This window comes from Massilibacteroides sp. (assembly GCF_028705895.1).
GTDB lineage: Bacteria > Bacteroidota > Bacteroidia > Bacteroidales > Tannerellaceae > Massilibacteroides.
In genome coordinates, this window is record NZ_JAQWCQ010000070.1 from 1 (window position 1) to 13389 (window position 13389).

Sequence of the window (13389 nt, forward strand, 5' to 3'; positions counted from 1 at the left end):
CTTTCCATAATTTTTTGTTTTTATTGTTACAACCTTAAAAGAACTAAAGTTTGTGGAATTACAAGAGGGAGTGGTCTTTATTTTTATTCGACGCGATTATAAATCACCTTTTTTATGTAAGTTTGTCCTGATTAGATTAAGGTTAAAACAATAAAAAACAGTTAAACTATGGAATATAGACAATTAGGAGCTTCAGGGTTATACGTGCCCGTGTTAACATTAGGAACAGCAACTTTTGGTGGAACAAACGGATTTGAAGGTTGGGGAGCTACTCAGGTAACAGAAGCCACCCGAATGGTAAATTTATGTATGGATGCCGGACTTAATCTATTTGATACGGCAGATGTTTATTCGAGAGGATTGTCTGAAGAGATTCTGGGAAAGGCTGTTAAGGGACAACGCGACAAGCTGTTGATTTCAACAAAAGCTACGTTCAGAATGGGAGACGACAGAAATCAATTAGGATCTTCCCGTTTCCACATTATTAAAGCTTGCGAGGATAGCCTGAAGCGGTTGGATACCGATTATATAGATATTTATCATATGCATGGGTTTGATGCAAACACGCCGATAGAAGAAACGCTTCACGCATTGGATACGCTTGTCTCAAGCGGAAAGGTACGTTATATCGCTTGTTCGAATTTTTCCGGTTGGCATTTGATGAAATCATTGTCTATCTCCGAAAAATACGGTTGGAGCAGATATGTTGCCCATCAGGTTTACTATTCACTCTTAAACCGCGAATTTGAATGGGAACTAATGCCTTTGGGGATTGATCAGAAGGTGGGTTCTTTGGTTTGGAGTCCGTTGGCAGCCGGTCGTCTCGGTGGCAAATACAGACGCAACCAACCTATTCCGGCTGATGGTCGTGTAGCTCGCGGGGGAAGTCCGATTCCGGAAGAAGCGACTTCATACGAACGTTTATACGCTATAATGGATGTATTAGACCAAATAGCGGAAGAAACAGGGAAAAGTGTAGCTCAGATTTCGTTGAACTGGTTGCTTCAACGTCCCACAATAAGCAGTCTGGTAATCGGTGCAAGCAGTGAAGAGCAACTCAAAAAGAATCTGGGTGCTGTAGATTGGAATCTAACAGCTGATCAGGTAAAAAGATTAGACAAAGCAAGCCATCAACAATCTATTTACCCTTACTGGCATCAGGCGCAGTTTCCGGAACTAAACTCACAGTTAAAATTTGAATAAAGATCAGAAGTAAAAAAAATAGTCATAATAACAATTCGGTTTACCGAAGAGCTTGGTTCAGTCTGCCGAAGCTCTTCGGCAAACTGAACCATTAAGAGCCTCAAAATTCTTTTATCTCTTGTTTTTTTTTGGAATAGATATTCTGGATCAGGCAAAATATCCGGTTGTTATGGTAATTATCCATCGTAATACGTCTATACTGCAAACTGGCATTTTAGAGACCAATGTCATCAACTCAAACTTCTTGCTCCACTTCAGTCTTACTATTCATCGAATAATTCCGGCTGAAAGCCGAGTATATATCAGCCCAACACAACGTGTTGGGTAATAGGACACCCTTCCTTTGCGGCCTGAAAAGACAGTATAAACCTACCCTAACATCTGCTATGTTGCCCCTTCAGGGCGCGAGACTCGTTCTACATCCTTCCCAACGCGTTGCGCTAGGCTATAATATAGCAGGCTTTCAGCCTTAAAACCAAACTGTATAGCTTAAGTTGATGATATTGGTTTAGAGACTACGCCGAGCAGAGGCTTCCAACAAAATCAATCCCGTTCATATTGTTGATTTACAATATATTAAAACCAATCGAATAGTTTTGATTTTTTGTGTTTTATTTTGACAAATAGATACTTTTTTCGTCCTTTTACTTACGCATAAAAAAATGTCCATCCTTGTTTTTTGATTTATAGTATCGTTTTAGACTAATAAATATTGTATTTAGACTAAAATAGCCCGTTTTTTACCGAAAATATAAAGGTTATTTTCTGAAAAATATCCTTTATATTCAAAAAAAGAATAGAATCTTTTTCCAAAAAGAATAGGGAGATTTTATCCATTGCCTTTTTTTGTTCAATTTTGATAATTCAAAAAAACGGGCATGCCGTATCGCGCATTTTAAGTGTGGTTTTTCGGTGTTTGTTTTTCGGGTACATATATTGTCATTTTATTTAATAAAGCGCGTTAAAACAACGCCGTTGAAGCCGACGACAATTTGTCTGAAAATGACAAATTTTGCTATTATTTTGTTTTTTCTTTCACTTTTTTATATTTGCTGTCCACGATTTGTTTTAACCTATCGAGGTAATCCCATTAAATACGACATAATCCAAGTGTAATAACAACCGGGGGTTCGGACTGATCCGATATTCTACTCATAAACACATACATAAGTACACCTCTACTTTTCCACACTTTTCCTTTTAGAAAACTTTTATTAAATAAAAAATCATACAATCATTGAATTTCAAACAATTAAAAATAAAAATGGAAAACTTTATAGAATAAGCCGTTTTTATCTTTGATTTATTTTGTCAATAAACAAACAATCACTAAACTTGCAGTTAATAAAAATTCAAGAATAGTGAACCGCAAAACTTACACCTTTGATGAAGCTTATGAAGCTTCGTTAACCTATTTTGGAGGCGATGAATTAGCTGCAAAAGTTTGGGTAAATAAGTATGCGTTAAAGGATCCTTTCGGTAATATTTACGAAAAGTCTCCTGTTGATATGCATCACCGTTTAGCTTCTGAGATCGCCCGCATCGAAAAAAAGTACTCTAATCCCTTATCGGAGAAAGAACTTTTTGACCTATTTGACCGATTCAGGTATATTGTTCCTCAGGGAAGTCCGATGACAGGCATCGGCAATAATTTCCAGATTGCTTCTCTTTCCAACTGTTTTGTAATTGGCTTGGATGGTAAGGCCGATTCTTATGGTGCGATTATCCGTATTGATGAAGAGCAGGTGCAACTTATGAAACGCCGAGGCGGTGTTGGGCATGACTTGTCTCACATACGCCCAAAAGGTTCTCCCGTAAAAAATTCCGCGCTGACATCCACCGGTTTAGTCCCTTTCATGGAACGATATTCCAACTCTACACGCGAAGTTGCGCAAGACGGACGACGCGGCGCATTAATGCTTAGTGTATCAATCAAACATCCGGATTCGGAATCGTTTATTGATGCAAAGATGACTGAAGGAAAAGTAACCGGAGCAAATGTTTCTGTTAAGATTGATGATGAGTTTATGCAAGCCGTTATCAATGGAACAGAATACAAACAGCAATATCCTGTTGATTCCGATAATCCGTCCTATGAGAAAACAATAAATGCTACGGAGCTATGGGAAAAGATCATTCACAACGCTTGGAAATCGGCAGAACCGGGTGTTTTGTTTTGGGATACAATATTAAAAGAATCGGTACCCGATTGCTATGCTGATTTAGGGTTCCGCACGGTATCAACCAATCCTTGTGGAGAAATTCCGCTTTGTCCGTATGACAGTTGTCGTTTATTGGCTATCAACCTTTATTCTTATGTAAACAATCCGTTTACTCCGGAGGCATCTTTTGACTTTGACTTGTTTAAACAACATGTTGAACTCGCTCAAAGAATAATGGACGATATCATTGATCTTGAATCTGAAAAGATAGAAATGATCTTACAAAAAATTGATTCTGACCCCGAATCGACCGAAGTTCGCCAAACAGAGCGTTATTTATGGGAAAAGATTCAGAAAAAGACATTGCAAGGACGCCGTACGGGTGTTGGTATTACCGCAGAAGGTGATATGTTGGCTTCATTAAATCTACGTTACGGAACTGAGAATGCAACAGATTTTGCAGAAAAGATACAACGGGAATTAGCCTTGGCGGCTTATCGTTCTTCTGTAAAAATGGCAAAAGAACGTGGCGCTTTTGAAATATTCGATGCTAAGCGTGAAGAAAAAAATCCTTTCATCAATCGTTTGGCTAAGGAAGATCCACAATTATATAAAGACATGCAGAAATACGGACGTCGTAATATTGCCTGTCTGACAATTGCGCCGACCGGAACAACCAGTTTGATGACACAGACAACGTCTGGTATTGAGCCGGTTTTCCTACCTGTTTATAAGAGACGTAGAAAGGTTAATCCGAACGATAGTGATGCAAGAGTAGACTTTGTGGATGAAACAGGAGACGCGTTCGAAGAATATATCGTATATCACCACAAGTTTATGACCTGGATGCAGGCCAATGGTTATGATATCTCCAAGCATTATACACAAGAAGAAGTGGATGATCTTGTAGAAAAATCGCCCTATTTTAAAGCCACATCAAATGATGTAGATTGGCTACAAAAAGTCCGGATGCAAGGACGTATCCAGAAATGGGTAGATCATTCAATCAGTGTGACGATTAATCTCCCTTCTGATGTTTCAGAGGAATTGGTAAATACATTGTATGTGGAAGCGTGGAAATGTGGCTGTAAAGGTTGTACGGTATATCGTGACGGTTCTCGTTCAGGTGTATTGATTTCTACAGGAAATGAAAAGAAGAAAAAAGACGACTGCAACTGCATGGAACCACCCGTCATTGTTTCCAAACGTCCGAAAGATCTGGAAGCAGATGTAGTTAAATTCCAGAATAATCGCGAGAAATGGATTGCATTTGTCGGTTTAATGAACGGTCGTCCTTACGAAATATTCACAGGGTTGGCTGATGATGAAGAAGGAATCATGCTTCCCAAAAATGTATCGAAAGGTAAGATCATCAAGAGTTACGATGATGATGGTAATAAACATTACGATTTTCAGTTTACAAACAAACGTGGATACAAAATGACAATCGAAGGATTGGACGGAAAGTTTAATCCGGAATATTGGAACTATGCAAAACTAATATCGGGAGTACTTCGCTATGGTATGCCGATTGATCAGGTAATCAAGTTAGTTCAGGGTATGGAATTGGATAGCGAGTCTATCAATACCTGGAAAAACGGAGTAGAACGTGCATTGAAAAAATATCTTCCGAACGGAACGGAACTGAAAGGTCAGAAATGTCCGAATTGCGATATGGAAACTCTTACCTACCAGGAAGGTTGTCTGATCTGCACAAATTGCGGAGCGTCCAAATGCGGGTAACCCGGAAGCAATTACGATAAATTACGAAGGGGTATATCAAACAATTATCCCGGAGCAAATCCGGGATAATACGAAAGACGTTTAACATGTTTGATATATCCTTTTATTGTGACCTGAAATTTGGAATACGATGAAAAGTAAGGAAGTTGGCATCGTGGTTATTATTCGCTCCTCCTGTTTCATCTTCATAGGCCGTTCGTGAAAGAAAAATAATATCATCTCCGTCAAAAAGCCATTCTACATATTGAAATCCATGATTCTTCACATCTGCATGTTCTAAAGCAATACAATTGGTAGTCCAGTTAATCAAATCGGGAGAACTGCATAAAGCCTGAACATTTCTTACACTCGCGGGATTTAAGCTTTTATACTCTGGCTTCACCAAATTGGTCAGCATCCAATACCGTTTTGATTTTTCATCGTATCGTATCGAAAACTTTTTACTTCCACCCGGAAATTTCACGAATCCGGTCTCCGGATCAAAAGAGGCCACTTTTCCATCCTCACTTATTTTCACAAAAGCAGCATATTCTTCCGAGCCGTCCGGAACAGCAACGCGCAGAACATCTACGATATTCCCCTTTTGATCGACAACAGCATTTCCCTCTAACCAGGCATTAAAATGTCCATCAAGATAAGTAGAATCATAAGGTAGATGGTTCGAACGAGTCCAATTATCAGCGTTCAAGAGATCAGCATCAACAGGAACGGAAACCATCATGGCACTGTATCTCTTTCCCCAATCAGTCATAGGCGCTGTGGCATATTCTACCGCTCTCCATAAACGCCCGTTATGCGTTATAACAGGCATCGGAGCCGTGTGATATTCACCTTCAAGAATTAGTCCGGTCGTCTTGCTGTAAGGAATAGTCCAGTTATATCCACCATCAACCGATTTACGTATAATCAGATTGCCATGGTGTTTGTTTACCCCCATTATGTAAAGTTCGCCCTTGTGAACAAATAAATTAGACCAGAACTGACCATCAATAGACGCCACTTGCGTCCAGGTTACTCCCTTATCTTTTGAAATAAATATGCGGCTTTGAGCCGATCTGAATTCTGAAGATTTCGGGCCGAACTCGTCGTGAGAGGCAACATACGTACCATCCGGAAGCACACACAATCCCGGAGAACCGATATACTTGCCCGTTTCTTTAGAAATATGGCTTACAACTACACCCGGAGGAGTCTGAGCTGATAAAACAGAGCCCTGAAGTATCAACGATAATAGCAACAAATACAAAGGTTTATTCATGTCTATTCTGCTTTTTTTAATACATTATTACGCTAAATTAATATTACTTTCCATAATTCATACTCTATTTGTATCTTTGTTTACTTGAAGATAAGTAAATATGAATCAAAAATTTCCATCCGTTTTATTGGAAAATGCTGTAAATGAACTGGCATCGCTACCGGGTATAGGGAAGAAAACAGCTCTCCGGCTTGCTCTTTATATGTTGCGAAGGGATGTTGGCTACACGGAGAACTTTGCGACCGCACTTGTTGATCTGAGACGCAATGTTATCTATTGCAAAAAATGTCATAACATATCGGATCATGAGATCTGTTCAATTTGCTCAAATCCTTCGCGCGATCATTCCATTCTATGTGTAGTTGAGAACATAAAGGAAGTTATGGTCATAGAAAACACCGGACAATTCAGAGGCCTTTATCATGTGTTAGGCGGAATCATTTCACCTATGGATGGGATTGGACCGAATGATCTTCACATTAACAGTCTTGTAGAACGAGTTGCAGAAGGAGACGTAAAAGAAGTTATTCTGGCCTTGAGCACTACGATGGAAGGCGATACGACAAACTTCTTTATTTACAGAAAACTATCGCCGTATGATGTTAAGATAAGTGTCATAGCAAGAGGCGTTTCTATCGGCGACGAAATAGAATATGCGGATGAAGTTACTTTAGGTCGTTCTATTCAAAACAGAACAAGTTTCAATGATTCGATAAAAATATAAAACAGGCATGTACGAAAAGAAAGTTTCCATAGTAATTGTCAATTATAATGTCTGCTTTTTCTTAGAGCAATGTTTAACGTCTGTTCAAGCTGCAACAAACGGAATAGATGCTGAAATTTTTGTAGTTGATAATAACTCTACGGATGGTTCAATTGATTATCTCCGTCCTAAATTTCCGGATGTTAGTTTTATTGAAAACGCAGACAATCCGGGCTTTGCTAAAGCGAATAATCAAGCCTTAAAACAATGTCAGGGAGAGTATATTTTAATTTTAAACCCCGACACTGTGATCGGAGAAGAAAGTATTCGTACGCTTTGTTTCTTTATGGATGAACATGAAAAAGCCGGAGCCGCAGGTGTGAAAATGTTGGATGGCTGTGGTAATTTTCTACCAGAAAGCAAACGGAGTTTCCCGACACCTTGGATCTCTTTTTGTAAGCTATTCGGACTCAGTAAACTTTTCCCCAGATCAAAACAATTTGCAGCCTATAACCTCCCCTATCTTAATCCGGACAAACAACATAAGATCGCAGTTCTTGCCGGAGCATTTATGTTCGTCCGCCATGAAGCCTTAGATAAAGCAGGTTTATTTGACGAAGCTTTTTTCATGTACGGTGAGGATATAGATCTCTCTTACCGGTTAAGCCTGTCGGGCTATACCAATTATTACATCCCCGAACGTATCTTGCATTACAAAGGAGAAAGCACCAGACACAACGATAGAAAATACATACGTGCTTTTTACGATGCGATGCTTATTTTCCATAAAAAATATTATAAGCGTTCCGGATGGATTATGCATTTTGTGATAAAGACCGCTGTCTGGTTTAAGTCGTTATGGACATCCTGTTTTGGCAGAAAAAATGCCACCACACCAAAGCTAAAACGTAAAAACAGAAGAGCCCTAATTCTGTGCAACAACCAGAATTTTGAAGTAATAAAGAAAGCAAGTGCAGAACGAGTTCCGGAATTGGAATTTATTAATCACTGGAATCTGGATGAAGAACGCGCTATGGATGCTATAAACAGGCGAAATCAGATGAAAGGGTTTACTGATATTGTGTTCTCCTATCCGGATATGCGCTTTGAGCAAATGCTTCTATTTATGGATACGATGCCGAACCAGACAACAACGTATCATATTTATCATGAAAATATTCATCGTCTAATTTCACCAGGGAAATAATATGAAACTATTAGAGAATACAACTATTTGTTTGCGTCCGCTTGAACCGGAAGATCTGGAATTATTGTACAAATGGGAAAATGATGCTTCGTTATGGACTTTAGGAGGTACAGTTTCCCCTTACTCCTACTACATACTGAAGGAGTATATTGCAGAATCCTACAAAGATATTTATGAGCAAAAACAACAACGGCTTATGATAACATTAAATGAGTCCGGAAAAACTATCGGGATGATCGACCTCTATGATTTTGACCCTCATAACAGCAGAGCCGGAGTGGGTATTCTGATCGATACAGACTTTCAGGGAAAAGGATATGCCGGACAGGCGGTAAAACTAATTATAGATTATTCTTTTTCATTTCTTAAGCTACATCAGCTATACGTACATATTCCGACAGATAATATAACAAGCAAAAAACTTTTTACATCATGCGGTTTTAAGGAATCGGGAATAGTAAAAGACTGGAACTCGGTTTCCGAAGGTTTTAGTGATGTCTGCATAATGCAATTAATTAATTCTTAATTCATATGAGGATCTTTGGGAAACTTAGTCCAGGTTTCATATCTCTTCCCCAATAATTCCAATGAAGATTTCCAGGATGCTTCACCATCAGCAGATAACATGAATTTGTTTTCCATTTTTTTGCTGACAAGCCAGGAATTTGCGTCAATTTCAACGCCTAACTGACCTTTAGTCCAACCTGAATATCCAAGAAAGAATTTAATTTTCCCTTCTACCTGATTACCTTGTAAAATATAATCTTTTATACAATTAAAATCGCCATCAAAATACAAATCATTATTTACAGGAATTGTCTGAGGTACAACAGAGCTTCCTAAAGAATGAATAAAAAACAATCTGTTAGAGCAAACCGGACCACCCAAATAAATGGGAATATCGTCACATTCCTTTAATTCAGGGAAAAATGAATTTAATATATAATCTGTCTTTTTATTCAGAACAAAACCCATTGATCCTTCAGGATTATGTTCCACCAATAATACAACTGAACGTTGAAAATAGACATCCTGCAAAAAGGGTTCGGAAATAAGAAGACTACCCGAAGAAGGTTGCTGATTATTATGTCTTATTTTAAACAGATTATCTTGATTTGCCATAAAATAAGTGTTTTCTTGAACTTTTTTATCCTGCAATATATCGTTTATCGCAATACAAACCAATAAAAATCCCCGGTCTAATGTTAATATATTCTAACATAAACCGGGAAGATCAGATTATAATGGATTGTTTAAACTGAAAAGAGCCAGTCGTTCATCCAATAGCTGATATTGATTTTCCTTAATAAAAGAAGTACACGCCCTCAATCCTTGCTGCCGACTACCTGTAGTTTCCAATGAAATAGCACTTACGCCATAATAGATTAATTCTTCCATTAATCGACCACCCGTCATACCAGGATAGGCGATTGTAAAATAAAAGCCATCAGCAATTGGTTCGTCTAAATCAAGATCATAGACAATCTTAAAACCATGACGTAAAAATATTTCCTTTAATTTTTTCGCCCGTCTTCCGTATTCTTTTGTCTCCGACACAAAATCAAATTCACCATCGGATGCGGCTTTAAACATTGCGGCTAACGCAAACTGAGCTGAATGACTCGTTCCGGATGATAAAGCATACAGAACTCTATGAATATAAACGGTTCCAAAAGTACCACCACCGTAACGTTTGGTTAATCCGGGAAATGATTTCTTATATAACTTATCAGAAATAGCGGTTACACCAATTCGTTGACCGGCATAACTGAAAGCCTTTGATCCGGAAATTTGTAACACATAATTATCCGTATAATGAGCAACAGTAGCCTGATAAGGCGCTTGGAAAGGCTTCCCTAAATCTTTTCTGAAGTCCATGGCAAAATAAGCCAGATCTTCAATCACAATAGTATCAAACTTATTGGCCATTTCTCCAATAATTTGAAGTTCCTTGTCCGTCAGACAAAACCATGCAGGATTATTCGGATTAGAATAAATCATTGCAGCAATATTCCCATTAATCAAATATTGTTCAAGAATATCTCTTAAACGTTCACCCCTATAATCATACACATCAAACGATTCAAAATTATACCCCATAACAGTTATCTGTTGCTTCTGAACCGGAAATCCGGGATCAATAAAAAGAATCGTATCTCTTTTTTCATCACATTGACAGGCCGTTAAAAAAGAAGCAAATGTCCCCTGCATAGATCCGGTTACAGGTACACAACCTTCAGGAGAAACCTGAATATTCAAAAAAGCCTGAATAAAACGAGACGCTTCCTTCTTCAATACCTCAGCACCATTAATATTCGGATAAACCGAAGCAATCCCATTCTTCAGAGCTTCAATCTCTGCATCAACACCAACCTGCGCAGCCTTCAGTCCAGGCACCCCCATTTCCATGTGAATAAACTCAATATTCGTTTCTTTCTCTAATTGCGAAGAAATAGCCACCACCTCACGGATCGTAGCCTTACCAAAATCAGAAAGCCCATAACTCTCGATAACGTGTTTAGCAATCTGATAATCTACAGGAGTATTTTTCATGATCATATTTTTATTAGACAGAACAAAAATAGAAAATATATCACTCCCCCACCTTTTTTATTGCAAAACTATTGCAAAACCAAATAAACCCCCTATCTTTGCATCGCATTTGAGAGAAAATGCTGCTCCCCAATCGGAGCATTATCTAAAAGGTGTGGTAGTTCAGCTGGTTAGAATACCTGCCTGTCACGCAGGGGGTCGCGGGTTCGAGTCCCGTCCATACCGCAGAGAGCCTAAGACAACAGGCGTCAAAAGCAAGACAAGCCCTTCATATTCAGTGAATATGAAGGGCTTTTTCCGTATATATAGTCTTAAGTTAAAAGACACGAAAAAGCCAAAAAACGACAAAAAACGACAAAAAGAGAACCCTTAACTGTACCCCTTTTTACAAAAACACCCAGGGGGTACAGTAAATCGAGAGTTAGGGGGTACAGTTTGGCGGAAATTGGAGGAGATCAGTCCTTATTTGGCAGGGTGCATAAAGCTCATTTTGAAATAGTTCAGAGTAATTTTGTAACATTAAAAAATGAGTTTATGAAAAGTACATTTCGCATTCTTTTCTATGTAAAAAGAGACAAACCGAAATCTGACGGCACTCTTCCCATCATGTGTCGTATCACCATTGACGGACAAGCAAGCCGTTTTAATTCCAAAGTAAGCATCTCACCCAACATTTGGGATGCTAAAGCCGCAATGGCCATTGGCAAATCAAAAGAAGCCGTTGAGATCAACTCCTTATTGAATGAAATCAGAACCAGTATTCACAATGTTTATCACGATTTACAGACGAAAGAAAATAATGTAAATGCCGAGAGGGTAAAAAATATTTTTCTGGGGATCGAGGTAAAATATCAAACAGTTCTCGAGCTTTTTCAACGCCACAACGAGGATATTGCAAAATTGGTTGGTATCACCAAATCAAAAGAAACACTTCAAAAATATGAAGTTGCCCGCAAACGTATGGCCGACTTCATAAAGGAATACTATCATGTTTCCGATATTTCACTGAAAGAGGTCAACCATATGTTTCTACACAACTTTGAGATTTATCTGATGACCTCATGTAATTGCAAGGAAAATACGACTGCAAAATTCCTGCAACGTTTCCGGACAATCATATTAATGGCGAAGAATAACGGATGGATTCATGCTGATCCGTTTGCGAATTTCAAAATCCGATTTAAGAAAACAGATCGCGGCTATTTGACCCAAGAAGAAGTCGATGCTATTATGGAAAAAGAATTCGCATCCGAACGATTGGAGCGAGTACGGGATATTTTCATTTTCAGTTGTATGACTGGTCTTGCCTACATTGACGTAAAGAACTTACGGACAAGCAATATCCGCACTTCTTTTGATGGAGGAGTCTGGGTCATGGGCAAACGGGAAAAGACTGGAGTGAGTTACAACGTCCCCCTACTTGATCTTCCGAGAAGAATAATTGAAAAGTATTCCGGTAAATTACCCGATGATAAAGCCCTACCGGTAATGAGTAATCAAAAGATGAATGAGTATTTGAAGGAAATCGGAACGCTATGTAATATTCCGAAAAATCTATCTTTTCATTTGGCAAGACACACATTTGCGACCCTAACCTTGACTAAAGGTGTCTCCATTGAAAGTGTGAGCAAAATGCTGGGACATACCAATATAAAAACTACCCAGATATACGCGAGGATTACCGATGTAAAGGTAAGCAATGATATGGCTTCATTTGCCCAGAAATTAGAGAAGAAAAGAGTCAAGGCAAAATCTGAAATAGATATGCTCTTCGAATGCCTCTCTTTAGGCGAAAAAATGGCCTTGTTCAACTTGCCGTCAACGCTCTCTAACGATCCTGAAAGAGTAAAACGAATAGCTATAATGTGGAATAGTCTTTCAGACGAAGAAAAAACTTCTCTGTGGATAAATACATTTGAAAAAGCAGATAGTTTTTCTATCAAATCATCTCCCAACAAAATAAAATTGGCAGTCAATCAATAAATTAATACCCCAATAGTATGGAACTACAAATAATTCAAAGTAAAATTTACGAAATTAGAGGAATGAGGGTCATGCTCGACTATGACCTCGCCGAAATGTATCAAGTTGAAACAAAGAATTTGAAACGTTCTGTCAGACGTAATATAGATCGTTTCCCCGAAGATTTCATGTTTGAGCTGACAAAAGAAGAATATGATTTTCTAAGGTGCAATTTTGGCACCTTAGAAAATTCCGGTCGCGGACAATATGCAAAATACCTACCCTTTGCCTTTACAGAACAGGGCATCGCCCAACTTTCAAGCGTGCTGAACAGCCCTTTGGCTATTCAGGTGAATATTTCTATTATTCGTGCTTTCGTAGCTCTTCGTCAATATGCGTTGGGATACGCAGAGCTTAATCGTAAGCTGGAGGAGTTTATGATTGAGACAAATATGCAGTTTAGCGATATTTATCAGGCACTTACAGAATTGGCTTCGCAAAAAGAGCAGGAGAACAAACCCCGAAAGCGAATTGGTTATAATGTTCAACCCGATGAAGAATTATAGTATGGAACGAGGATATATCAAAATCAAAGAAA

General features: G+C 38.6%; 11 protein-coding genes and 1 tRNA gene. 9 read left to right on the forward strand and 3 right to left on the reverse strand.

The genetic code is table 11. The annotated features are described in order from the left end of the window. The first annotated feature begins 168 nt into the window (after window positions 1–168). From PHT93_RS13785 to PHT93_RS13795, 3 genes are all read left to right on the forward strand, one after another. The gene (locus tag PHT93_RS13785; protein ID WP_300244048.1) at window positions 169–1203 is read left to right on the forward strand and encodes an aldo/keto reductase; all 1035 of its coding nucleotides are present in this window, start codon (window positions 169–171) and stop codon (window positions 1201–1203) included. A gap of 169 nt (window positions 1204–1372) precedes the next feature. Beyond that, window positions 1373–1531 (forward strand): hypothetical protein, encoded by a 159-nt coding sequence (locus tag PHT93_RS13790; RefSeq protein ID WP_300244051.1) that lies wholly within the window; start codon window positions 1373–1375, stop codon window positions 1529–1531. A 1033-nt stretch (window positions 1532–2564) separates the two neighbouring features. After that, the gene (locus tag PHT93_RS13795; RefSeq protein ID WP_300244053.1) at window positions 2565–5108 is read left to right on the forward strand and encodes an adenosylcobalamin-dependent ribonucleoside-diphosphate reductase; all 2544 of its coding nucleotides are present in this window, start codon (window positions 2565–2567) and stop codon (window positions 5106–5108) included. Window positions 5109–5211: 103 nt separating this feature from the next. Here PHT93_RS13795 and PHT93_RS13800 read toward each other — a convergent pair whose 3' ends face one another. Continuing rightward, window positions 5212–6366, reverse strand: coding sequence for an exo-alpha-sialidase (locus PHT93_RS13800; RefSeq protein ID WP_300244055.1), 1155 nt, complete (start codon window positions 6364–6366; stop codon window positions 5212–5214). A gap of 100 nt (window positions 6367–6466) precedes the next feature. On the opposite strand from PHT93_RS13800, the gene recR reads away from it, so the two are divergent. From recR to PHT93_RS13815, 3 genes are read left to right on the forward strand one after another with little or no spacing between them, the layout of a single operon-like run. Next, the gene (recR, locus tag PHT93_RS13805; protein ID WP_300244057.1) at window positions 6467–7090 is read left to right on the forward strand and encodes a recombination mediator RecR; all 624 of its coding nucleotides are present in this window, start codon (window positions 6467–6469) and stop codon (window positions 7088–7090) included. A 7-nt stretch (window positions 7091–7097) separates the two neighbouring features. Then, window positions 7098–8276, forward strand: a complete 1179-nt coding sequence (locus tag PHT93_RS13810; protein WP_300244059.1) for a glycosyltransferase family 2 protein — start codon at window positions 7098–7100, stop codon at window positions 8274–8276. Window position 8277: 1 nt separating this feature from the next. Then, a complete protein-coding gene (locus tag PHT93_RS13815) occupies window positions 8278–8802 on the forward strand; it encodes a GNAT family N-acetyltransferase (protein ID WP_300244061.1) in 525 nt (174 codons plus the stop codon). On the opposite strand, the gene PHT93_RS13820 is transcribed toward PHT93_RS13815, so the two are convergent. Next, window positions 8799–9398: a YqgE/AlgH family protein gene (locus PHT93_RS13820; RefSeq protein WP_300244063.1), complete on the reverse strand. Its 600-nt coding sequence runs from the start codon at window positions 9396–9398 to the stop codon at window positions 8799–8801. The genes PHT93_RS13815 and PHT93_RS13820 overlap by 4 nt on opposite strands. A gap of 117 nt (window positions 9399–9515) precedes the next feature. Next, entirely contained in the window at window positions 9516–10829 is a 1314-nt protein-coding gene (locus tag PHT93_RS13825; protein WP_300244065.1) for a pyridoxal phosphate-dependent aminotransferase, read from the reverse strand. Between the two features lie 151 nt (window positions 10830–10980). Between PHT93_RS13825 and PHT93_RS13830 the strand changes: the two genes are divergently transcribed. The 3 genes from PHT93_RS13830 (at window position 10981) to PHT93_RS13840 (ending at window position 13357) form a co-directional block, all read left to right on the forward strand. After that, a tRNA-Asp gene (locus PHT93_RS13830) sits at window positions 10981–11054 on the forward strand. Between the two features lie 309 nt (window positions 11055–11363). Further along, a complete protein-coding gene (locus tag PHT93_RS13835; protein ID WP_300244067.1) occupies window positions 11364–12812 on the forward strand; it encodes a site-specific integrase in 1449 nt (482 codons plus the stop codon). Window positions 12813–12829: 17 nt separating this feature from the next. Next, on the forward strand, window positions 12830–13357 hold the full coding sequence (locus PHT93_RS13840; protein WP_300244070.1) for an ORF6N domain-containing protein: 528 nt from the start codon (window positions 12830–12832) through the stop codon (window positions 13355–13357). Window positions 13358–13389 lie beyond the last annotated feature (32 nt).